The organism is Synechococcus sp. CCAP 1479/10 (assembly GCF_019038515.1).
GTDB lineage: Bacteria > Cyanobacteriota > Cyanobacteriia > PCC-6307 > Cyanobiaceae > Cyanobium.
On the sequence record NZ_JAFKRJ010000029.1, the window covers coordinates 79,134 to 101,404 of the forward strand.

Here is a 22,271-nt window from a genome sequence, read left to right on the forward strand (position 1 = left end):
CCGCCGCTGGGCCCTGTTGCTGGATGCCTCCAACACCCAGGCGTCCGAGGGGTTGGAGTCTCGGCTCTCCAACGACTGGAAGATGGGCGGCGTCTTCGGCTACGGAACCAGTGGACTGTCCACTGACCAGTTCAGCAACGTGTCCATCGATACCGATCCAATCGCCCCTTCAGTTCGGGACGATGGATCGCACCGCCCAGGCGCGATGGTCTGGCCATGGCCTCAACCTGGCCTTGAGCTCTGAAGTCGATTGGGTGCTGAACCCGGATCACTGACGCTTCTGGGCCAGAACCGCGTCGCCAGTGCCTTGGATGTGGGCGGCTCCTTCTGGAGCAATGGCAACGGGATCTCCTGGGGCGGTGGGCTGCGGTGGCGGTTCGGGGGGCTCCCGGGGGCGGGGACACCGCCGCTTCCCCTTGAAGGGTGAAGTCGGCGGCACGGGCCCAGCGCGCTCCTAGCCTGAACCGGCCAGGTGAGCGCCGGTGCGATTGATGACCCTCCACGACAGAGCGGCGGCCCGATACTCCCTGGAGGACGACATCTACTCCTCCTCCGATCTCTCGGTCACCCTGCCGAAGAGCCATTTTCCCAGCAAGGAACACAACCCCCGCGCCGTGTTCGCCGCGATCCGCGACGAGCTGATGCTGGATGGCAATTCCCGCCAGAACCTGGCCACCTTCTGCCAGACCTGGGTGGAGGACGAAGTCCATGCCCTGATGGATCTGTGCATCGACAAGAACATCGAGGACAAGGACGAATACCCCCAGACCGCCGAGATCGAAGCCCGCTGCGCCCGCATGGTGGCCGATCTCTGGCACGCCCCCGCCGTCGATGACGCCATCGGCTGCTCCACCACCGGCTCCAGCGAGGCCGCCATGCTCGGCGGCCTGGCGATGAAGCGCCGCTGGGAAGCCGAGCGCAAGCGGCAGGGACAACCCAGCGACAGGCCCAACCTGGTGACCGGGCCGGTGCAGATCTGCTGGCACAAGTTCTGCCGCTACTGGGACATCGAGCACCGCGAGATCCCGATGGAGCCCGGCCAGCTGATCCTCAGCCCCGAGGCGGCCCTGCGTTACTGCGACGAGAACACCATCGGCGTGGTGCCCACCCTGGGGGTCACCTTCACCGGCCAGTACGAACCGGTGCAGGAGCTGGCGGCCGCCCTCGATGACCTGCAGGCCCGCACGGGCCTTGACATCCCCATCCACGTGGATGCCGCCAGTGGCGGCTTCCTGGCCCCCTTCTGCGCCCCCGACCTGGTCTGGGACTTCCGCCTGCCGCGGGTGCGCTCGATCAATGCCTCCGGCCACAAGTTCGGCCTGGCACCCCTGGGCGTGGGCTGGGTGCTGTGGCGGCAATCCGTGGATCTGCCCGAGGAGATGGTGTTCTGGGTGAACTACCTGGGCGGCAACATGCGCGATCTCACCCTCAACTTCTCCAGGCCGGGGGGCCAGGTGGTCTGCCAGTACTACAACTTCCTGCGCCTGGGCCGGGAGGGCTACCGCAAGGTGCATGCCGCCTGTTACGCCACGGCCCAGTACCTGGCGAGGGAGATCGGCAAGATGGGCCCGTTCGAGATCATCTACGGCGGCGAGGATCAGGCGGGCATCCCCGCCCTCTGCTGGAAGATCCGGGAGGGCAGCGAGGTGACCTTCAACCTCTACGCCCTCGCCGACCGCCTGCGGGTGCGCGGCTGGCAGGTGCCGGCCTACAGCCTGCCGGCCCACTGCGAGGGGATCACCGTGCAGCGGATCCTGGTGCGCCACGGCGTCAGCCGGGATCTGGCCGATCTGCTGCTGGAGAACATCCGCCAGTCGCTCGACTTCTTCGCCAGCCACCCCGGCCACTCCGCCCTCAGTGAGGCGACCGCTTCGGGCTTCCACCACTGAGCCGGACCAGCGTTGAGGTTGGTGTCATCGCCGCCTCGGCCGCGGCGCCCTGCCCAGGTTGGGGAGTGGTGTCGCTGACGGATCCCGATGAACTGGCTCGAGCCCACCACGCTGCTGCTGCTGGCCTGCGGCCTCCTCTACGGCCTGATGGGGGAGTGGGTCGATGGGGCGATCCTGCTGGCCTTCGTGCTGGGCATCGGCCTGCTCGATGCCGTCCAGCAGCAACGCAGCAGCCATGCCCTGGCGGAACTGGCGCGCCTCTCGGCGCCCCGCGCCCATGTGCGCCGCGATGGTCAGGAGCTGGAGCTCGCGACCGACCAGGTGCGCCTGGGGGACCAGCTGCGCCTGGAGGAGGGGGATCGGGTGGCCGCCGATGCGGCGCTCACCGAGGCGGTGGGGCTGTGGCTGGATGAGTCCCTGCTGACGGGGGAATCCCTGCCGGTGGCCCGCACCGAACCGGGGGAGCGGGTGCTGGCGGGGTCGCTGGTGGCGGGGGGACGGGGCTGGGCGACGGTGGTGGCGGTGGCGGAGGCCACGGAACTGGGCCGGCTCGGCAAGAGCCTGGCCACGGTGCAGCCGCCGCTGACGCGCCTGCAGCGCCAGACCCGCCGGCTCACCTCCCGCCTCACCGTGATGGCCCTGGCCCTCTGCGCCGCCCTGGCCGTGATCCAGGGAGCGTCGAGCGGCGACTGGCCCCGGGCCCTGCTGGCGGCCCTGGCCCTGGCCCTGGCGGTGCTGCCCAACGAGATCCCCGTGGTGCTGGCCCTGTTCCTGGCCCTCGGCGCCCTGCGCCTGGCCCGGATCGGGGTGCTGGCCCGCTGGCCGGCGGCGGTGGAGAGCCTGGGCAGCGCCACGGTGCTCGCCGTCGACAAGACCGGCACCCTCACCGAGAACCGCATGGGGGTGCAGCAGCTGCTCACCTGGCCGGATCTGAAGACCTGGCGGGCCGGCACGCCCCTGGAGGAGCCTCACCACCACCTGATGGAGCTGGCGGTGCTGGCCAGCCGTGGCGATCCGGTGGATGCGATGGAACAGGCGATCCAGCGCCTGGCCGCCGACCAGCTGGATGACACCGAACACCTGCATCCCGACTGGCCGCTGGAACGGGAGTACCCGCTGCAGAGCGATCTGCTGGTGTTCTCCCGCCTCTGGCGGGACGGCGATGGGCAGCAGCAGCTGGCGGCCAAGGGGGCCCCCGAGGCGATCGCCGATCTGTGTCATCTCGATGCCGACGGCACCACCCGCCTGCTGGCCGCCGCCGATGGGCTGGCCCGCCAGGGGCTGCGGGTGCTGGCGGTGGCCCGCGGCCTCGATGGCGCCCCCCAGCACGACCCACCGCCGCCGTCGGCCGCCACGGAGCCGGCCGCCGCCGCCCACGACTACCCCTTCGAGCCGGTGGGCTTCCTGGCCCTGGCGGACCCGCTGCGGGCGGGGGTGCCGGCGGCGATCGCCACGGCCCGGGGCGCAGGGGTGCGCGTCGTGATGATCACGGGCGACAGCCCGGTGACGGCCCGCTCGATTGCCGACCAGGCGGGCCTGCCGCCGGGGCCGGTGCTCACCGGCCAGGACCTCCGGACGCTCGCCCCCCGGGAGCTGGCCGAGGCCATCGGCGCGGTGTCGGTGTTCGCCCGGGTGATGCCCCAGCAGAAGCTCCAGCTGGTGCGCGCCCTGCAGGCCGCCGGTGAGGTGGTGGCCATGACCGGGGATGGGGTCAACGACGCCCCCGCCCTCAAGGCCGCCGACATCGGCGTGGCGATGGGCCAGCGGGGCACCGCCGTGGCGCGGGAATCCGCCGACCTGGTGCTGCTCAGGGACACCTTCAGCGATCTGGTGCTGGCCCTGGAACTGGGACGGCGCGTCGATGCCAACCTGCACCGGGCGCTCGGCTACACCCTGGCGATCCACCTGCCGATCGCCGCCCTCGGCCTGGTGCCGCTGCTGCTGCCGGGCCAGGCCCTGATCCTGCTGCCGGTGCACATCGCCCTGCTGCACCTGGTGATCGATCCGGCCTGCACGGTGGTGTTCGAGGCGCTGCCGGCCACGCCGGGGCTGATGCGGCAGGCGCCCCGCCCGCCGGAGGCCCCCCTGTTCGGCCCCGACACCTGGCGCCACTCCCTCACCCAGGGAGCTGTGGTGATGGTGGCGGCCCTGGTGCTGGCCTTCTGGCCCGACACGGACACCGAATCACGCCGCAGCCTGGTGTTCTCGCTGCTCCTGCTGGCCGGTGGCGGACTGGTGTGGCTGAACGGGGATCCCCGCAGCCGCATCACCGCCGCCGGTGCCGGCATCGGCCTGGGGTTGTGGCTGCTGCTGATGGCCACTCCCCGGTTGCAACGGCTGCTGAGCCTGGCGTCCCTGCAGGCTTCCCAGATCGTCACGCTACTGATCACTACCGCAGTGGCCCTTCTGCTGGCGGCGGTGGCGGATCGCTGCAGGTTGAGGCCGCCAATCTCCAAGCCAGCGAATCATTTTGAAAACCGTTGAAGGAACCAAAAGAATGATCCAAAAATATCAATCACTTCATCTTGGCCATCTTCAAAGCACTTCGCAATCGACAGCAGCTGAGATCCCGCCATCGAGTGGCTCCCGTCGGCAGCTCCTGGCCCTGGAAGGATGCCAGGACCTCAGCTGGAATGGAAAAGCGCGCTTTCCGTGCTAGGACAGATTTTATCTGGTTAGATTCTGCTGAAACTCAGCGCCAGCCATGGATACCCAAGCTTGAACATTCTGCTCGTCTACCCTGAATTTCCGAAAACATTTTGGAGCTACGAGAAGATCCTTGAATTGGTGAACCGAAAGGTTCTGCTGCCACCACTCGGCCTGATCACTGTCGCCGCCATTCTGCCCCAGGATTGGGATTTCAAGCTGGTAGATGTCAATATCAGGCCCGTTTCAGAGCAAGAATGGCAATGGGCTGATCTGGTGATCATGTCAGCGATGATCGTCCAGAAAGACGACATCATTCGCCAGATCAATCTGGCTAGACACCACGGCAAGCCGGTGGCTGTTGGGGGGCCCTACCCAAGCTCAACTCCCGAGGAACTCGTTGCCGCCGGGGCCGACTTCCTGATTCTGGATGAAGGCGAGATCACCCTGCCGCTGTTCGTCGAGGCCTGGAACCGTGGCGAAACAGGCGGCCGTTTCAGCTCCGAGGGCGTGAAACCGGATGTCACCGCCACACCCATCCCCCGCTACGACCTGCTCGAGCTCAGTGCCTACGACTCGATGAGCGTGCAGTTTTCGCGCGGTTGTCCCTTCCAATGCGAATTCTGCGACATCATCGTGCTCTATGGCCGTAAGCCCCGCACCAAGACGCCGGAACAACTGATCAGCGAACTCGACCGCCTCTACGCCATCGGCTGGCGTGGAGGCGTGTTCATGGTGGATGACAACTTCATCGGCAACAAGCGCAACGTCAAGATGATGCTCACTGCGCTTGAGCAGTGGCAAAGGGAGCGAGGTTATCCGTTCCGCTTCGATACGGAGGCCTCCCTTGATCTGGCTGATGACCAGGAGCTCATTGATCAGATGCTGGCCTGCAACTTTGCGGCCGTCTTCATGGGCATCGAGACACCGGACACGGACAGCCTGGCCGCCACGATGAAGTTCCAGAACACGCGCTCACCCCTGCTCGAATCCGTCGACAAGGTGACGCGATCAGGCCTGCGGGTGATCGCGGGATTCATCATCGGCTTTGATGGTGAAAAGGAGGGCGCTGGCCAGCGGATCGTCGCCTTCTCGGAAGCCGCGGGGATCCCCACGACCACTTTCGCCATGCTGCAGGCGCTTCCCCATACGGCCCTTTGGCACAGGCTGGAGAAGGAAGGGCGCCTGATCGACAAGGTCGGCAACATCAACCAGACCACCCTGATGAACTTCGTGCCGACCCGGCCGGTGGAAGGCATTGCCCAGGAGTATGTGGAGGCGTTCTGCCAGCTTTACGAACCCCACAGGTATCTCGATCGGGTCCATCGCTACTTCCTGAAACTCGGCCCCCCCAGGGTGACGAGCACCTTCAAGCTTCCCGAGCTGGCGGTGCTCCGGGCACTGCTGATCGTCTGCTGGCGCCAGGGTCTCAAACGCTCCACCCGTTGGGCCTTCTGGCATCACCTGTTCCACATTCTCTGGGCCAACCCCAAGGTGGCGGAGCAATACCTCGCTGTCTGCGCCCACAACGAGCATTTCATGGAGTATCGAGACATCGTGCGGCTGCAGATCGAAACCCAATTAGCCGCCTATGGCCATGAACAGGAGCTGGCTCGCCATCGGCCCATCCCCGTAGCCAACTGAACGGCCGGATGTTCTGTCGCGGAGTCAGAAGTGGAGCTCAAGCCGCCCGTCTCCCCTTCTCGGGTTCGCTCGTGCCCTCAACGCCCAGCAGGCTGGCGGCATAGCTGTGGGCCTCGCCGGAATCGCCGCCGGCCAGTTCCGCCAGCTCCGCCTGGCGCTCGCGAGTGTCCCGCAGGTGGGACACCCGCGTGTGGGTGAGGCCGGCCTCAACGCTCTTGCTGACCCGGAAGTGGTGCTGGGCGGCGGCGGCCACCAGGGGCTGGTGGGTGATGCAGAAGACCTGGCGCCGCTCGGCGAGGCGCCGCAGCAGCTGGGCCATGGCGCCGCTGACACGGCCGCTCACCCCCGCATCGATCTCATCGAAGAGCAGGGTGACGTGGGGGTCGGCCGCGGCCAGGCAGGTTTTCAGCGCCAGCAGGAAGCGGCTCATCTCCCCGCCCGAGGCCACCTCCACCAGGGGCGCCGGCGGCTGGCCCGGGTTGGCGGAGAACAGGAACTGCACCGCATCGGCCCCCTCCTCGCCGGCCTCGGCGGGGCTGAGGGCCACGGCGAAGCGCACGTTGGCCAGGCCCATGGGCCGCAGGGCCGCCATCAGCTGCTCCTCAAGGCGCCGGGCGGCGGCGGTGCGGGCCTGGGTGAGCACGGCATTGGCCCGATCGCGCCGCTGGCGGGCGGCGGCTTCGGCGGCCTCCAGGCCCGCCAGGGCGGCCTCGGCATCCGCGCCGTCCAGCTGCTCGCGCAGCTCGTCGCGCCGGGCAATCAGTTCGGGCAGGGACTGGCCATGGCGGCGCTCCAGGGCCTTGAGCAGGGCCATGCGCTCCTGCAGCAGGGCCAGGCTGTCGGGGTCGCTCTCCAGCAGGGAGCCGTAGCGATCGAGGTCGCGGGCCAGATCCTGCAGCCCGGCGAGGGCGTCGGCGCAGGCCCCGTGCAGGGCCACCACTTCGGCGTCGAGGCCGGCCATGGTCTGCAGCTCCTGGTCGCACGCCGCCAGGTGATCCAGCACCGACGGGGCGGCCTCGGCCCCCTCCACCAGCCGGCCGATCAGGGCCATCACCCCCTCCTGGAGGCGCACCGCGTGGGCCAGCCGGTCCTGTTCGCCCTGGAGCCGCTGGCGCTCGGCGGGATCCTCCAGCGCCGCGGCCTCCAGCTCCGCCAGCAGCTCCTCCTGCCGCTCCCGATCCCGGGTGAAGCGCTCCCGGTCGGCGCGGGCCCGCGCCAGGGCATCGGCCTCCGCCTTCCAGCCCTGCCAGGCGGCGCGGGTGGCCTCCAGAAGCGCGGCCAGTTCCTCGCCGGCGAAGCGATCCAGCCAGCGGCGCTGCTGGCCGGGGCGGCCCAGCTGCTGGGTCTGGCCCTGGACGGTGAGATCCAGCAACAGGGGGCGCAGCTCCAACACCTGGCTGCGGCTCACCACCACCCCGTTGAGGCGGTGACGGCTGGTGAGCCGGTCGTCCTGGAGACGCCAGTCGCGGCTGAGCAGCAGTTCGTCGTCCTCGGCGTCGAGTTCCTGGCGCTCCAGCCAGTCGCGCACGGGGGGAGCCAGGCTGAAGCTGGCCTCGATGCGGCCCCGCTCGGCGCCGCGGCGCAGCAGGCGTGCCCCCTGGCTGCCCTGGGCACCGCCGAGCAGGGCATCGAGGGCATCCAGCAGGATCGACTTGCCGGCGCCGGTCTCGCCGGTGAGCACCGTGAACCCGGCCGAGAACACCAGCTCCAGGCGCTCGATCAGGGCGATGTTCTCGAGGCGCAGACCCGTGAGCACCCAGGCCTCCGGCGAGCGATCGGTACGTGGCCCGACCGTAGCGGCTGTGACTTTCGTTTAGAAGGGGGTTTCGCCTGCCGGCGCCGCGGCGGTACCTCCCAGCCATGGTTTCCTCCCCCCCCGCCCCCGCCGCGACCCCCGAGCGCCCGGGCGCCACCGTCGAGATGGGCGTCGAGATGGGGGACTTCCTGGAGGCTGCGGGCCTGCTCAGCTACGACCCTGCCGCCATCACCCGCATCTACGCCGGCCACCCGATGCGCCTGGCCCGGCGGGTCTGGCAGACCCTGGTACCGATCGGCCTCTATCTGCTGGGGGTGGGCTTCGACTGGTTCACCGGCCAGCTGGCCAACCCCGCCCGGGCACGGGAACGGGCGCGGGAGTGCGCCGAACTGCTGGTGGCCCTTGGCCCCGCCTTCATCAAGGCGGGCCAGGCCCTCTCCACCCGGCCCGACATCATTCCGCCGATCCTGCTCGAGGAGCTGGCCCAGCTGCAGGACCAGCTGCCGGGCTTCGACAGCGCCCTGGCCATGGCCTGCATCGAGGAGGACCTCGGCGCTCCGGTGGAGACGATCTTCGCCTCGCTGGAGAAGGAGCCGATCTCCGCCGCCTCCCTCGGCCAGGTGCACCGGGGGGTGCTGATGAGCGGCGAACGGGTGGCGGTGAAGGTGCAGCGGCCGGGCCTGCGGGAGCAGATCACCCTCGACCTCTACATCGTCCGCAACATCGCCGGCTGGCTGAACAAGAACGTGGGCCTGATCAAGAGTGATCTGGTCGGTCTGATCGATGAACTCGGCAAGCGGGTCTTCGAGGAGATGGACTACATCAACGAGGCCACCAACGCCGAGACCTTCGCCCGCCTCCACAGCCACAACCCCCGCATCGCCGTCCCCGCCATCTACCGCCAGGCCACCAGCCGCCGGGTGCTGACGATGGAATGGATCGACGGCGTCAAGCTCACCAACCTGGAGGCCGTGCGCGCCCTGGGGGTCGACCCCGACCAGATGGTGGAGGTGGGGGTGAACTGCAGCCTGCAGCAGCTGCTGGAGCACGGCTTCTTCCACGCCGATCCCCACCCCGGCAACCTGCTGGCCCTGCCCGACGGGCGCCTGGCCTACCTGGATTTCGGCATGATGAGCGAGGTGTCGCGGGAGGCGCGCACCGGGCTGATCCAGGCGGTGGTGCACCTGGTGAACCGCAATTTCGGCGCCCTCTCCAAGGACTTCGTGCAGCTGGGCTTCCTGGGGGAAGCGGTGGACCTGGAGCCGATCGTGCCGGCCTTCGAGACGGTGTTCGGCCAGGCCCTGGAGATGGGCGTGAGCCGCATGGACTTCAAGGCGGTCACCGACGACCTCTCCGGGGTGATGTACCGCTTCCCCTTCCAGGTGCCGCCGTACTACGCCCTGATCATCCGCTCCCTGGTGACCCTCGAGGGCATCGCCCTGAGCGTCGACCCGGACTTCAAGATCCTCGGCGCCGCCTACCCCTACTTCGCCCGCCGGCTGATGGAGGATCCCGATCCGGAGCTGCGCCGCAGCCTGCGGGAGATGCTCTACGACGGCGAGGAGTTCCGCTGGCAGCGGCTGGAGAGCCTGGTGGCCAGCGCCTCCCTCCAGGACCAGCTGGACCTCGATGGCCTGCTCGACCAGGTGCTCGATTTCCTCTTCTCCCCGAACGGCGGCCTGCTGCGCCAGCAGCTCGTCGATGCGCTGGTGCAGCAGATGGATGCCCTGGCCTGGAACACCACCCTGCGCCTCGGCCGCCGGCTTCCGCCCCGCCTGCTGCCGCCGGGGCTGCGGGCCCTGCCCCCCAGCGCCGCGACCCCGCCGCTGCTGGACCTGGAGCCGATCCAGGAGCTGCTGGCCATCCTGCGCGACCTGCCCGGCTTCGAGCCGTCGCTGCTGCTCAAGCGCCTGCCGCGGGTGCTGGGGGAGCCGGATCTGCGCCGCATGGGGCTGCAGGTGGCGAAAGGTCTGGCGGAGAGGGGCGTGGTGCACCTGTTGCGCGATGTGCTGGTGACGCCGGCGGTGCGCCAGGCCGCCGGTGTCAGCGGTGCCTGAGATCCGTAGAGTCGATCGAACCCATAGGGAGACAAGCGTGAACAAGCGGCGAAGGCTCGTGGCCGCTGTCCTGGGTCTGGGGCTGTGCTGCTCGACTCCCGCGGCCATGGCCACCGAGAACCTGGTGTTCACCAGCGGGGCCTTCCGGCGCTCGATTCCGGTGGCTGACCTGGAGCACCTGGCCACCACCGGCGAGGCCCGGGGCCTGCTGGCCGATGTGCTGCGGCTGGGCCGCCAGGACCCCAAGCAGGTCAGCAAGCTGCTGAACGAATCGGTGAAGCTGCCGATCGTGCTGATGAGCCGCCTGCTCAACACCCGCATCGGTGAGGCGATCCTGGCCCGCCTGGCCCGGATCCTGTTCCCCCTGCGGGCCCCGGAAGCCGGCGTGCCCGCCCTGCGCGCCGCCATGGTGCTGGGCACCTACGAAGGCAAGGGGTCGCTGTCGGCCATCACCTTCCTGCGGGCCTACCCGACCCGGGAGCTGGAGGTGAGCATCCCGGCCCTGATGGGGCTGGCCTCGAAGGCCTCCTCGATCAGCGAGCTGGTGCGCTTCTTCTCCGAGTCCCCCCTCGACGGGCTGCGGGGCAACGAGCCCCAGGCGGCCCCGGCCCCGGCCCCGGCGCCGTCAGCCGCCACGCCGGCCCCCACCGCCCCCGCCCCCTGACGCCCCAGACCGGAGCCCTACATTGACGTCAGCCTCGCCGCTGTCCCCCGTGCCCCTGCTTCGAGCCCTGCGACGTATGGGCCGGCAGCCCACCATGCAGGACTGGCCGGGGCTGATCGAGGCCTACCGCAGCTGGCTGCCCGTCAGTGACGCGACGCCGGTGGTGACCCTGCGGGAGGGGGCCACCCCCCTGATTCCGGCACCGGTGATCGCCGAACGGGTGGGCCGCGGCGTCAAGGTGTTCCTCAAGTACGACGGCCTCAACCCCACCGGCTCCTTCAAGGACCGGGGCATGACGATGGCCATCAGCAAGGCCAAGGAGGCGGGCTCGGAGGCGGTGATCTGCGCCAGCACCGGCAACACCTCGGCGGCGGCGGCGGCCTACGCGCGCCGGGGCGGGATGCGGGCCTTCGTGCTGATCCCCGACGGCTACGTGGCCCAGGGGAAGCTGGCCCAGGCCCTGCTCTACGGCGCCGAGGTGCTGGCGGTGCAGGGCAACTTCGACCGGGCCTTGGCGATCGTGCGGGACGTGGCCGACCGCTACCCCGTCACCCTGGTCAACTCCCTCAACCCCTACCGGCTGCAGGGGCAGAAGACGGCCGCCTTCGAGGTGGTGGATGCCCTCGGCGAGGCCCCCGACTGGCTCTGCATCCCGGTGGGCAACGCCGGCAACATCAGCGCCTACTGGATGGGCTTCAAGGAGTACCGCCAGGCGGGCCACAGCACGGTCCTGCCGCGGATGATGGGCTTCCAGGCCGCCGGGGCCGCCCCGATGGTGCTGGGGCACACGGTGGAGCAACCGGACACCATCGCCACGGCGATCCGCATCGGCAATCCGGTGAACAAGGAGAACGCCATCAAGGCTCGAACCGAGAGCAACGGCGACTTCATGGCCGTCACCGACGCCGAGATCATCGAGGCCTACAAGCTGCTGGGCCAGGGGGAAGGGGTGTTCTGCGAGCCGGCCAGCGCCGCCTCGGTGGCGGGCCTGATCAAGCGGCGGGAAGAGGTGCCGGCCGGCGCCACCGTGGTGTGCGTGCTCACCGGCAACGGCCTCAAGGACCCGACGACGGCGATCGAGAACAACGACGCCACCTTCCACACCGGCATCGCCCCCGAAACCGAGACCGTCGCCAAGGTGATGGGCTTCTGATCGGCTGACAGAGCCCCAACCGTCTGGGGAAATCCTGGGACATTCCCCACCGCACCCCGGGAGAGCCGGGGGAGGGAAAACCCCCGTGGGCGGACCGCGGATTCCCCAGGCCCGGGAATCGGTGGAAAACCCCTGGAAACGGCCCCGTTGCGGCGCCGATTCCCCAGCTGTCGAGCCCAGAAAACCCAGTGGTGGAAAGGGGAGTGAACCGCTTTACCCGTTTTCCCCCGCCCCTACTGCGACGGGCTGTTTTTCTTCTTCTCAATCCTTGATTGATCCTCTGAACAGTCGGGGAGCCACCCGTTGCGCTTTGGCGCGCCCTGTGAAACCGTGGGGCCTCACGAACGCCGTGCCGCCCTCGCCGGCCCCCGCCATGAAGCTGGTCTGCTCCCAGGCTGAACTCAGCGCCAGCCTCCAGCTGGTCAGCCGGGCGGTGGCGACCCGCCCCACCCATCCGGTGCTGGCCAACGTGCTGCTCACCGCCGATGCGGGCACCGGGCGCCTCAGCCTCACGGGCTTCGACCTCAGCCTCGGCATCCAGACGAGCCTCCCCGCCGCCGTCGAGACCAGCGGTGCCATCACCCTGCCGGCGAAGATGTTCGGCGAGATCGTCGCCCGCCTGGCCACCGACAGCCCCATCAGCCTCAGCTGCCCCGAGGGCGAAGAGCAGCTGGAGCTGACCAACCTCTCGGGCAGCTACAAGATGCGGGGGATGCCCGCCGACGACTACCCGGACCTGCCCCTGGCCCAGAGCGGCACGCCGATCCGCTTCCACGCCGAGGCCCTGGTGAAGGGCCTGCGGGCCACCCTGTTCGCCAGCAGCCCCGATGAGAACAAGCAGCTGCTGACGGGTGTGCACCTGCGTCTGGACGGCGAAGGCCTGGAGTGCGCCGCCACCGACGGCCACCGCCTGGCGGTCCAGCGCCTCTCCCACGCCGTGGAGGCCGCCGGTGGCGAGCAGCCCGCCGCCGATGGCGAGGACTTCGCCGTCACCGTGCCGGCCCGTTCCCTGCGGGAGCTGGAGCGGATCCTCTCGGGCCGCGGCTCCCAGGAGCCCCTGAGCCTGTTCTGCGAGCGGGGCCAGGTGGTGGTGCTCTCCGCCGACCAGGTGCTCACCAGCCGCAGCCTCGACGGCACCTACCCCAACTACCGCCAGCTGATCCCGCCGTCGTTCCAGCGCCGGATGGTGCTCGATCGCCGCGCCTTCATCGCCGCCCTCGAGCGGATGGCGGTGCTGGCCGACCAGCACAACAACGTGGTCAAGATCAGCGCCGACCCGGCCGCCGGCACGGCGACGATCCGGGCCGACGCCCAGGACGTGGGCAGCGGCTCGGAATCGCTGGCGGCCACGATCGAGGGGGAGGCGATCGAGATCGCCTTCAACGTCCGCTACCTGCTCGATGGCCTCAAGGCCATGGGCTCCGACCAGGTGGTGCTGCAGTGCAACGCCGCCACCACCCCGGCCGTGCTGGCGCCGGTGGGGGCCGATGAGGCGTTCACCTACCTGGTGATGCCCGTCCAGATCCGCACCAGCTGAGCCCGTGGGCCTTCCCGACCAGCTGCTGCTGAGCGATCTGCTGCGGCGACAGGTGCGGTGCGATCAGGGCCTCGAGCGCGGCGCCGGCGTGCTGGCCTGGATGCACCCGCCGGTGCACCGGCTGCTGGGCTGGGCCAGCCGGCCTTCGGCCTTCGCCCAGAAACGGCTGGTGTGGCGGCTGGACCAGCTGCGGGGGCTGGGGGAGCAGGAGGTGTTCGTGAAGGGGGAGCCGGCGGAAACCGACGCGGCCACCCTGGAACGGCTGCCGACCCTGATCGATGCGGCCCTCACCGGCGCCGATGACGTGCCCCTGGGCCTGGTGGCCGACGCCGCCGTGGAACTGCGCAGCGGCCGCATCCTCCACTACCTGGTGGCCCGCAGCGATCCGCGGCTGCCGGGCACCAGCCGCTGGCGCCTCAGCCCCGACCGCATCGTCGACCAGCAGCCCGGCCGGGTGTTCACCGCCCTGCGGGGCCTGGACGATCTGCCGGTGGCCCGCGCCAGCGTGCGCCAGCAGCTGCTGCGCCGCTCACGGCGCTGGAAGGAGCAGGTGCAGGAGGTGGGCGGCCGCGTCGAGGAGCGGCTGGAGGGCTGGCTGGAGGAGCCTCCCTGGCCGGAGGCCTTCCGCGAGGAGATGCCCTGGCCCGACCGGGACCGGGAGCCCCGCGACCCCTACGACGATGACCGCGATGGGGGCGACCCCTATCCAGAGGAGCGCTACGCCGGCGAGCCGGACGAACCCGACCCCCTCGAGGACTGGCCCGAGGAGGAGGAGCCGCTGGAAGAGCCCCGGGACTTCCGGGAGCCCCGCCCGGCGCCCCCAGAGGAGCCGCCACCGCGCCGCGATCGCTACCGGGGCCGGGAGCCCCATGGGGACGACGACCCCTGGATCTGATACTGGAGGGCCGTTGCCGCGCCCCCCGGTGGTTTCTGCCTCGACCCCGTCCTTCTCGGTGCCCGAGGCCCTGCGCAAGGAGGGCCTGAGCCAGGGCGACTACGACGAGATCGTGCGCCGCCTGGGGCGCGCCCCCAACCGGGCCGAGCTGGGCATGTTCGGGGTGATGTGGTCGGAGCACTGCTGCTACCGCAACTCCCGCCCCCTGCTGGGCCAGTTCCCCACCACCGGCCCCCGCATCCTGGTGGGACCGGGCGAGAACGCCGGCGTGGTGGACCTGGGCGAGGGCCAGCGGCTGGCCTTCAAGATCGAGAGCCACAACCACCCCTCGGCGGTGGAGCCCTTCCAGGGCGCGGCCACCGGGGTGGGGGGCATCCTGCGGGACATCTTCACCATGGGGGCGCGCCCGATCGCCCTGCTCAACGCCCTGCGCTTCGGGCCGCTGGAGGACGAGCGCAACGTGGGTCTGATGGAGGGGGTGGTGGCCGGCATCGCCCACTACGGCAATTGCGTCGGCGTGCCGACCGTGGGCGGTGAGGTGGCCTTCGACCCCAGCTACGGCGGCAACCCCCTGGTGAATGCCATGGCCCTGGGCCTGATGGAGACCGACGACATCGTCTGCTCCGGCGCGGTGGGCGTGGGCAATCCGGTGGTCTACGTGGGCAGCACCACCGGCCGCGACGGCATGGGCGGCGCCAGCTTCGCGTCCGCCGAGCTCACCGAGGCCTCTCTCGACGACCGGCCCGCCGTGCAGGTGGGCGATCCGTTCCTGGAGAAGGGGCTGATCGAGGCCTGCCTGGAGGCCTTCAAGAGCGGCGATGTGGTGGCGGCCCAGGACATGGGCGCCGCCGGCCTCACCTGCAGCTGCTCGGAGATGGCCGCCAAGGGGGGCCTGGGCATCGAACTGGATCTGGACCGGGTGCCGGCGCGGGAGTCGGGCATGACGGCCTACGAATTCCTGCTGAGCGAGTCCCAGGAGCGGATGCTGTTCGTGGTGGCAGCGGGCCGGGAGGAGCCGCTGATGGAGCGGTTCCGGCGCTGGGGCCTGCAGGCGGCGGTGGTGGGCCGAGTGCTCCAGGAGAACGTGGTGCGGGTGCTGCAGCACGGCGCGGTGGCGGCCGAAGTGCCCGCCAGCGCCCTGGCGGACGACACGCCGATCAACCACCACGAGCTGCTGGCCGAACCCCCGGCCGAGATCCAGGCCCACTGGACCTGGAGCGAAGCCGAGCTGCCACCCGCTTCGAATGCCGGCGGCCTGGAGATGGCCGCTGGAGCGCTGGGCTGGGGTGATGCCCTGCTGCGCCTGCTGGATGACCCCACCATCGCCAGCAAGCGCTGGGTGTACCGCCAGTACGACCACCAGGTGCAGGCCAACACGGTGGTGCTGCCCGGTGGGGCCGACGCGGCGGTGGTGAGGCTGCGGCCCCAGCAGGGGCAGGGGGCGATGGCGCCGGCGACCCGCGGCGTGGCAGCCACGGTCGACTGCCCCAACCGCTGGGTGGCCCTCGATCCGGAGCGGGGCGCCATGGCGGCGGTGGCCGAGGCGGCCCGCAACCTCTCCTGCAGCGGCGCCGAACCCCTGGCGGTCACCGACAACCTCAACTTCCCCTCCCCCGACACCGCCATCGGCTACTGGCAGCTGGCGATGGCCTGCCGGGGCCTCTCGGCGGCCTGCAGTGCCCTGGCCACGCCGGTCACCGGCGGCAACGTCTCCCTGTACAACGAGACCCGCCTGCCCGATGGGCGGATGCAGCCGATCCACCCCACCCCGGTGGTGGGCATGGTGGGGCTGGTCCACGACCTGGCCCACGTGACGGGGCTGGCCTGGGGCCAGGCCGGCGATGCCATCTGGCTGCTGGGGGTGCCGCTGCAGGAGAGCGGCGACGAACGACTGGGGCTGGGGGCCAGCAGCTACCTGGAGGTGGTGCACGGCCGGTTCACGGGCCGCCCGCCCCTGACGGATCTGGCCCTGGAGGGCCGGGTGCAGGGCTTCCTGCGCCAGGCCATCGCCGCCGGCCTGGTGCGCTCCGCCCACGACCTCTCCGATGGCGGCCTAGCGGTGGCGCTGGCGGAGGCCTGCATCGCCTCCGGCCTGGGGGCGGCGCTGGATCTGCCCGCCGGCGGGGGGCGCCCCGACCGGCTGCTGTTCGCCGAGGGCGGCGCCCGGGTGCTGGTGAGCGTGGCGCCGGAGCAGGAGGCGGCCTGGCAAGCGGCCCTGGCCGAGGCGGGTGAGGCCGTGCCGGCCGAGCGCCTGGGCATGGTCACGGCGGATTCCCGCCTGGTGCTGGCGCGGGGCGGCGAGCCCCTGCTGGCGCTGGCGGTGGAGCAGCTGCGCCACACCTACGAGCAGGCGATCCCCGCCCGCCTGGGCAAGGCCGGCCCCCCACCCGACAGGTAATGGGCCAAGATGAAGCCGGTCCTTGGTCTGAGCCTGCCGTGCCCTTCGCCGATCACCGCGATGCGCACGCTTCCCTGACCAGCACCGCCGAAGACCAGGACGGCCTCGCCAGCGACCGCCCCGACAAGCCGGAGGAGGCCTGCGGCGTGTTCGCCGTGCTGGCCGCCGAAGAGGCGGTGGCCAACCTCACCTATTTCGGCCTCTACGCCCTGCAGCACCGGGGCCAGGAGTCGGCCGGCATCGCCGTCTTCGACGACGTCAAGGTGCGGCTGCACAAGGACATGGGCCTGGTGAGCCAGGTGTTCGACCAGGAGGTGCTGGAGCGGATGCCGGGCCAGCTGGCGATCGGCCACAACCGCTATTCCACCACCGGCAGCAGCAAGGTCTGCAACGCCCAGCCGGTGGTGCTGATGACGCGCCTGGGGCCCCTGGCCCTGGCCCACAACGGCAATCTGGTGAATGCGGCGGAGCTGCGGGACTCGCTCGCGCACCTGGCCGGGGAGTTCACCTCCACCACCGACTCGGAGCTGATCGCCTTCGCGCTGCAGGAGGCGGTGGATTCCGGCCTGGGCTGGAACGCGGCGATCCGCCAAGCCGCCGGCCGCTGCCGCGGCGCCTTCAGCCTGGTGATCGGCACCCCCGACGGTCTGTTCGCCCTGCGCGACGGCCACGGCATCCGGCCCCTGGTGTTCGGCCTGCTGGGGGAACCGGAGCAGGGCCAGTGGGTGGCCAGCAGTGAGAGCTGCGGCCTCGACATCATCGGCGCCAGCTTTGTGGATGACGTGCAGCCCGGCGAGCTGATCCACTTCCGCCAGGCCGATCCGATCCCCGAGCGGCAGCGCTGGTGCGAGGAGCCCAGCAAGCTGTGCGTCTTCGAGATGATCTACTTCGCCCGGCCCGACAGCCGCTTCTTCGGCGAGTCGCTCTACAGCTACCGGGTGCGGATCGGTGAGGTGCTGGCCCGGGAAACGCCCGTCGAGGCCGACATCGTCATCGGGGTGCCCGATTCCGGCATCCCGGCGGCGATCGGTTATTCGCACGTGAGTGGCATCCCCTTTGCCGACGGCCTGATCAAGAACCGCTACGTGGGCCGCACCTTCATCCAGCCCACCCAGGCGATGCGGGAGGCGGGGATCCGGGTGAAGCTCAACCCCCTGCCCGATGTGCTCGCCGGCAAGCGGGTGGTGGTGATCGACGACTCGATCGTGCGCGGCACCACCAGCCGCAAGCTGGTGGCGGCCCTGCGCGATGCGGGCGCCACCGAGGTGCACATGCGGATCAGCTCGCCGCCCGTCACCCACCCCTGCTTCTACGGCATCGACACCGACACCCAGGACCACCTGATCGCGGCGCGGCTGACGCTGGAGGAGATCGAGCGGCACCTGGGGGTGGATTCGCTCGCTTACCTCACCAAGGGCGGCATGGTGGAGGCGGCCCAGGCCAACTCCAGCCATTTCTGCACCGCCTGCTTCGACGGCCAGTACCCGATCGAGATGGATGAGGAGGTGCGCAACAGCAAGCTGATGCTCGAGCCCACCGGCCTGGCGGCGCGGGTGTAGGCCCGGCGGCCGGCCGCACCATGCGCATCGCCTTTCTCGATTCCTGGCTGCAGGACGTGGCCGAGGGCAGCGGCACGGCGGCGGCCATCGGCGGCCTGGCCGGCGCCCTGATCGCCCGGGGCCACACGGTGGAGCGGGTTGTGCCCGAGGGGTCCTGGCCGCGGAATCTGCTGCTGCGCCGCCTCTGGTTCAACCTCACCCTGCCCCGGCGCCTGGCGGCCGCCGAGGGCCGCTACGACCTGGTGGTGGGCTTCGACATCGACGGCTTCCGGGTGGCGCACCGCTGCCCGGTGCCCTACGTGTGCTGCATCAAGGGGGTGCTGGCGGAGGAGTCGCGCTGCGAGAGCGGCTGGCCGCGGCTGATGCTCTGGGGTCTGTCGCGGCTCGAGCGCCTCAACTCCCGCCGGGCGCCCCTGGTGCTCTCCACCAGCCGCTACTGCTGCGAGCGCATCGAAGAGCACTACGGGGTGCCGGCCGGCCGGCTGCGGCTGGTGCCGGAGGGGATCGCTGTTGCGCTGTGGAACCCGGCGGGCGGGGACGCCGCCGCCCTCGACGACGCCCGTGAGCCCCACACGGTGCTGTGCGTGGCGCGCCAGTACCCGCGCAAGCGGGTGGGGGATCTGATCACCGCGTTCCAGAGCGTGCAGCAGCGGCTGCCCAGCGCCCGGCTGGTGGTGATCGGCGACGGGCCGGAGCACGGGGCGCTTCGGGAGCTGGTGGAGCGGCTGGGGCTGGGGGAGGTGGTGCAACTGCTGGGGGCCCTGCCCGACGACGGCGCCGTGCGGGAGTGGTACCGGCGCAGTGCGGTGTTCTGCCTGCCGTCGATCCAGGAGGGCTTCGGGATCGTGTTCCTCGAGGCGATGGCCAGCGGGCTGCCGGTGGTGAGCACCACGGCCACGGCGATCCCCGAGGTGGTGCCCCACGGCCGGGCCGGGCTGCTGGTACCGCCGCGGGATCCGGCGGCCCTGGCCGAGGCTCTTGTGACGTTGCTCACCGATCCCGTGCTGCAGGCCCAGCAGCGCGCCTACGGCCGCGCTCACGTGGGACCGTTCAGCTGGGACCGGGTGGCGGAACGCTTCCTGGAGGCGGTGCCGCCCCGGGCAGCCGCCGGATCGTGACCAGGCCGCGGCTGCGGCCCGATGTGGAATCAAGGGTGCGGATCGCGGCCCAGAGGTCGGCGACCGGCACCCACACCGAGGGGTAGCGGTAGCGGGCCACATCGAGGATCAGCACCCGGTCGCTGGCGGCGTGGAAGGCGGCCAACGGGGCGATGTGGCCGCCGCCGGCCTGGCCGAGGGTCGGGCGCAGGTAGTTGGCCAGCAGGCGGTCGCCGGGCTGGCTGAGGTTGGTGCGCAGAAGGGCACGGAACTGCTCCAGGCTGAGCTGGTCGCCGTGGATCGCTTCGGCCTTCACGCCGTGGGCCCCCAGCAGGCCGGCCAGCTCGGCCAGGGTCATGCCTTGGCGCCGCACCACCTCGGCGCTCACCACCTGGCTGCCGGACGGCACCTCGAAGACGTTCTCCTGGGTCCAGAAGCGGTAACGGCCGTAGCCCGGCACGGCCGGGGCGGGCACGGCCAGGCTGTTGAGCACCATGGCGGCACTGGCCACGCCGCAGTAGGCGAGGTTGGCCTGGGTGAGGAACTGCTCGGCCAGGGGGCCGTAGTCGGCCCTGGCGGCGCCGTTGGCCACCAGCAGCTCCATGCCCGCCGGCTCCATCAGGGGGATCGGCGCGGCCTGCAGCGGCGCCGCCAGGGCCAGTGACAGCAGCACCAGGCCGGGGAACGGGATGGTCAAGCGCGATGGCATGGGATCGAAGGTAGGGGAGCCATCGCTGGGCTGGGGGTCAGCCGAGCTCCAGGCAGGGAACCGGTGATGGATCGTGCACTCCAATGCCGTGCTGTCCGCTCGTCTATGTCGTCACACTTTTCTGAAGAGCTTCCTGGGCGAGCCTATTGAGACTCTTTCCTTGTACCTCCGCAGTCATCGCCAGTTTCTTGTGAAGTTCAGGCGAGATTCTTAGATTGAACCTGCCTGAAAAGTGTTTACGGGGTTCAATTCCCTGCTCCTTGCAGACCTCAAGGAAAACCTCCAAAGACTTCTTGAACTCACGGCGAAGCTCATCAGGAGTGGAGCCATAGAAGTCGGCTCCTCCAGATAGACCAAGAATTTCCCCACGAAATTGATCCGTGTCCGCGTCGTATTCAATTTTGGCCTGGTAGCCATCCAGTGTCATGAGATTCATGGCGTCACTCCGTGTTCTTCAAGCGATGGGTGGGGTCTGTGAAAGACCCTGACTTCACCAAACAGAACGACTGCGACGCGGATGCCTGCTCTCTCGGTGACATCCCCACCCAACTCCTGAAACAGCGCTTCCACGTCCCTCCACGGCACATTGCCGCTCACAGGTCGGGAAAAGATCAGCTCAAGAGTGCGCTGGTTCTTCCGCTTCATTCCAGTATGGTACTGCTTTACGGTACCACTTGTGGGTAGCGGTCAGCCGAGCTCCAGGCAGGCCAGGCCGTAGACGTCCGCCAGCGACACCGTCGGCGGCACGCCCCGGTACATGCGCAGGGTGCTGGAGACGGGGGCGAACCCCAGCGAGGCCAGCAGCGGGGCGGCGGCGGCATTGGCGCCGGGGGCATCGATCAGCACCGTGCCGGGATGGCGCTGCAACAGGCCCTCGAGCAGGGCCCGGGCGGCAGTGGGGCCATCGGCCACCAGGGGCCCGACGCGCCAGCCCTCGCCATCGGCCAGCAGACAGGGCCGCACCCGGCCGAAGCCGTGGCAGGTGCCGACCCGATCCACCAGAGCCAGCACCGTGCCGGCCGGATGGCGGAGCCACTGGCGCAGGAAGTGGGGGCGGGGCGATGGTTCCCGCTCGGCATCGAAACGCTGCACAGCCGTCGAAGGGATGGCGCCGCCCTCCAACAGGCACCAGGGGGGCTCCGGGGCTGCGGGCGGCTGGGCTGGGTTGTCGCGGGCGGCGAGCCGCTGCCAGCGGGTGGTGGTGGAGGCGGGCGCGAAACCCCAGCCGGCGTAGTCGTCGATCCGGTCGGGGGCGGCCTCCAGGCCGATGCAGGGCACGTCGGCCAGGTGCTGGAGGGCGTGGCGCCACAGCTGCACCCCGTAGCCCCGGCCCCGCTGGGCGGGCACCACCAGGAACAGGCCGATGAATCCGTAGGCGGCGTTGTAGCGGACCCCGGCGATGCACCCCACCGGATCGTCGCCGAGCCAGCCCACCCAGAGGCCCTGGCGGTCGGTCTGGCGGTAGATGGCCACATCGCCCACCCCCGGCGCAAAGCCCTCCCGCCGCGCCCAGCCGGTCACGGTGGCGATGTCGGCGCTCTGCAGGGGGCGGATGGTGAGGGGGTTGCTCACCAGATTGTCTCCAGTTCGGGAATGGCGCGGAGTTTCTCGTCGGCGCTGATCAGGGGCCGCCGGCCCTGCAGGGCCGTGGCGCCGATGAGACGGTCGGCCGGATCGCCATGGCGGAACTGGGGGCCACGGGAGAGCAGGGCGATCTCAGCGGTGATCGGCAGCACCTCCAGTCGCAGGGCTTCGAGCAGACGGCGCAGGTAGAGGGCCGGGGGCACGGCGTCCGGCAGGCTCAGGCGTCCGCGTTCGTGGAGCAGGGCCAGCTCCCAGAGGCTGATGTCGGCGATGGCCAGCTGGCCCTGGGCGCGGCCCTGCGCCAGGGCCGCCGCGGCGCTGCGGGAGAGCCGGGCCGGTTCATGGGCCCAGAACAGCAGCACATGGGTGTCACAGATGGTCAGCATCACCGGCGCCTTCGAGATCGGCGTCGCCATCGGCGATCGAGGCGATGACATCCCCCAGGGTGACGCTGCCGCCCAGCCCCTCCAGCCAGCGGCGGGCCTCCTCGGCCGGGTCCTGTTCCGGCTCGATACGGGCAATCACCCGGCCGTGGGAGGTGACCTGAATGGCTTCCCCGGCCTGAACCCGCTTGAGCCAGGCCGGCAGGTTCTGGCGCAGGTGGGTCACGGAGACGCGCGCCATGGAGGGCGTCTGTACATGGGGTCTGTACAGATTAGAGCGCGTGTGGATGGGGTGTGGGC

17 protein-coding genes are annotated in these 22,271 nt (G+C 70.2%); 11 read left to right on the forward strand and 6 right to left on the reverse strand.

Features of this window, described 5'->3' with window-relative positions; translation table 11 throughout:
- The first annotated feature begins 491 nt into the window (after positions 1 to 491).
- From gad to KUG39_RS11105, 3 genes are all read left to right on the forward strand, one after another.
- Positions 492 to 1,889: a glutamate decarboxylase gene (gad, locus tag KUG39_RS11095; protein WP_094586263.1), complete on the forward strand. Its 1,398-nt coding sequence runs from the start codon at positions 492 to 494 to the stop codon at positions 1,887 to 1,889.
- A gap of 87 nt (positions 1,890 to 1,976) precedes the next feature.
- A complete protein-coding gene (locus KUG39_RS11100; RefSeq protein WP_216912816.1) occupies positions 1,977 to 4,373 on the forward strand; it encodes a cation-translocating P-type ATPase in 2,397 nt (798 codons plus the stop codon).
- 234 nt (positions 4,374 to 4,607) lie between these two features.
- Positions 4,608 to 6,179 (forward strand): B12-binding domain-containing radical SAM protein, encoded by a 1,572-nt coding sequence (locus tag KUG39_RS11105; RefSeq protein WP_216912818.1) that lies wholly within the window; start codon positions 4,608 to 4,610, stop codon positions 6,177 to 6,179.
- Positions 6,180 to 6,216: 37 nt separating this feature from the next.
- On the opposite strand, the gene recN is transcribed toward KUG39_RS11105, so the two are convergent.
- On the reverse strand, positions 6,217 to 7,935 hold the full coding sequence (gene recN, locus KUG39_RS11110) for a DNA repair protein RecN (RefSeq protein ID WP_216912820.1): 1,719 nt from the start codon (positions 7,933 to 7,935) through the stop codon (positions 6,217 to 6,219).
- 164 nt (positions 7,936 to 8,099) lie between these two features.
- On the opposite strand from recN, the gene KUG39_RS11115 reads away from it, so the two are divergent.
- From KUG39_RS11115 to KUG39_RS11150, 8 genes are all read left to right on the forward strand, one after another.
- Positions 8,100 to 9,992, forward strand: a complete 1,893-nt coding sequence (locus tag KUG39_RS11115) for an ABC1 kinase family protein (protein WP_094586349.1) — start codon at positions 8,100 to 8,102, stop codon at positions 9,990 to 9,992.
- Positions 9,993 to 10,029: 37 nt separating this feature from the next.
- A complete protein-coding gene (locus KUG39_RS11120; RefSeq protein ID WP_216912822.1) occupies positions 10,030 to 10,656 on the forward strand; it encodes an alpha/beta hydrolase in 627 nt (208 codons plus the stop codon).
- Positions 10,657 to 10,750: 94 nt separating this feature from the next.
- On the forward strand, positions 10,751 to 11,809 hold the full coding sequence (gene thrC / locus KUG39_RS11125) for a threonine synthase (RefSeq protein WP_094586351.1): 1,059 nt from the start codon (positions 10,751 to 10,753) through the stop codon (positions 11,807 to 11,809).
- Between the two features lie 373 nt (positions 11,810 to 12,182).
- Positions 12,183 to 13,346 (forward strand): DNA polymerase III subunit beta, encoded by a 1,164-nt coding sequence (gene dnaN / locus KUG39_RS11130; protein WP_216912870.1) that lies wholly within the window; start codon positions 12,183 to 12,185, stop codon positions 13,344 to 13,346.
- A gap of 4 nt (positions 13,347 to 13,350) precedes the next feature.
- On the forward strand, positions 13,351 to 14,241 hold the full coding sequence (locus tag KUG39_RS11135; RefSeq protein WP_216912824.1) for an RNA methyltransferase: 891 nt from the start codon (positions 13,351 to 13,353) through the stop codon (positions 14,239 to 14,241).
- Between the two features lie 58 nt (positions 14,242 to 14,299).
- Positions 14,300 to 16,639, forward strand: a complete 2,340-nt coding sequence (gene purL, locus KUG39_RS11140; protein ID WP_502988645.1) for a phosphoribosylformylglycinamidine synthase subunit PurL — start codon at positions 14,300 to 14,302, stop codon at positions 16,637 to 16,639.
- Positions 16,639 to 18,198 (forward strand): amidophosphoribosyltransferase, encoded by a 1,560-nt coding sequence (gene purF, locus KUG39_RS11145; protein ID WP_286192891.1) that lies wholly within the window; start codon positions 16,639 to 16,641, stop codon positions 18,196 to 18,198. Before purL ends, purF begins: the two co-directional genes overlap by 1 nt.
- A gap of 20 nt (positions 18,199 to 18,218) precedes the next feature.
- A complete protein-coding gene (locus tag KUG39_RS11150; protein WP_216912828.1) occupies positions 18,219 to 19,316 on the forward strand; it encodes a glycosyltransferase family 4 protein in 1,098 nt (365 codons plus the stop codon).
- Here the strand turns inward: KUG39_RS11150 and KUG39_RS11155 are convergent.
- From KUG39_RS11155 to KUG39_RS11175, 5 genes are all read right to left on the reverse strand, one after another.
- Positions 19,249 to 20,004 carry a phytochelatin synthase family protein gene (locus KUG39_RS11155; protein WP_286192892.1) on the reverse strand — a complete coding sequence of 252 codons (756 nt, stop codon included), beginning with the start codon at positions 20,002 to 20,004 and terminating at the stop codon, positions 19,249 to 19,251. The two genes, KUG39_RS11150 and KUG39_RS11155, sit on opposite strands and share 68 nt — an antisense overlap.
- Before the next feature lie 103 nt (positions 20,005 to 20,107).
- The gene (locus KUG39_RS11160) at positions 20,108 to 20,440 is read right to left on the reverse strand and encodes a type II toxin-antitoxin system HicB family antitoxin (protein ID WP_216912830.1); all 333 of its coding nucleotides are present in this window, start codon (positions 20,438 to 20,440) and stop codon (positions 20,108 to 20,110) included.
- A gap of 251 nt (positions 20,441 to 20,691) precedes the next feature.
- Positions 20,692 to 21,576 carry a GNAT family N-acetyltransferase gene (locus KUG39_RS11165; protein ID WP_216912832.1) on the reverse strand — a complete coding sequence of 295 codons (885 nt, stop codon included), beginning with the start codon at positions 21,574 to 21,576 and terminating at the stop codon, positions 20,692 to 20,694.
- A complete protein-coding gene (locus KUG39_RS11170) occupies positions 21,573 to 22,004 on the reverse strand; it encodes a type II toxin-antitoxin system VapC family toxin (RefSeq protein ID WP_286194005.1) in 432 nt (143 codons plus the stop codon). The genes KUG39_RS11165 and KUG39_RS11170 overlap by 4 nt, the downstream gene beginning before the upstream one ends.
- Positions 21,958 to 22,212, reverse strand: a complete 255-nt coding sequence (locus KUG39_RS11175) for a type II toxin-antitoxin system Phd/YefM family antitoxin (RefSeq protein WP_216912836.1) — start codon at positions 22,210 to 22,212, stop codon at positions 21,958 to 21,960. Before KUG39_RS11175 ends, KUG39_RS11170 begins: the two co-directional genes overlap by 47 nt.
- Positions 22,213 to 22,271 lie beyond the last annotated feature (59 nt).

Bases quoted from the DNA above. Each gene is read 5' to 3' on its own strand.
- KUG39_RS11175 (WP_216912836.1), bottom strand. From the start codon at position 22,212: ATGGCGCGCGTCTCCGTGACCCACCTGCGCCAGAACCTGCCGGCCTGG.
- purF (WP_286192891.1), top strand. From the start codon at position 16,639: ATGGGCCAAGATGAAGCCGGTCCTTGGTCTGAGCCTGCCGTGCCCTTC.
- KUG39_RS11150 (WP_216912828.1), top strand. From the start codon at position 18,219: ATGCGCATCGCCTTTCTCGATTCCTGGCTGCAGGACGTGGCCGAGGGC.
- gad (WP_094586263.1), top strand. From the start codon at position 492: ATGACCCTCCACGACAGAGCGGCGGCCCGATACTCCCTGGAGGACGAC.
- thrC (WP_094586351.1), top strand. From the start codon at position 10,751: ATGCAGGACTGGCCGGGGCTGATCGAGGCCTACCGCAGCTGGCTGCCC.
- KUG39_RS11155 (WP_286192892.1), bottom strand. From the start codon at position 20,004: ATGCCATCGCGCTTGACCATCCCGTTCCCCGGCCTGGTGCTGCTGTCA.
- KUG39_RS11115 (WP_094586349.1), top strand. From the start codon at position 8,100: ATGGGCGTCGAGATGGGGGACTTCCTGGAGGCTGCGGGCCTGCTCAGC.
- dnaN (WP_216912870.1), top strand. From the start codon at position 12,183: ATGAAGCTGGTCTGCTCCCAGGCTGAACTCAGCGCCAGCCTCCAGCTG.
- KUG39_RS11160 (WP_216912830.1), bottom strand. From the start codon at position 20,440: ATGAATCTCATGACACTGGATGGCTACCAGGCCAAAATTGAATACGAC.
- KUG39_RS11170 (WP_286194005.1), bottom strand. From the start codon at position 22,004: ATGGCGACGCCGATCTCGAAGGCGCCGGTGATGCTGACCATCTGTGAC.
- KUG39_RS11100 (WP_216912816.1), top strand. From the start codon at position 1,977: ATGAACTGGCTCGAGCCCACCACGCTGCTGCTGCTGGCCTGCGGCCTC.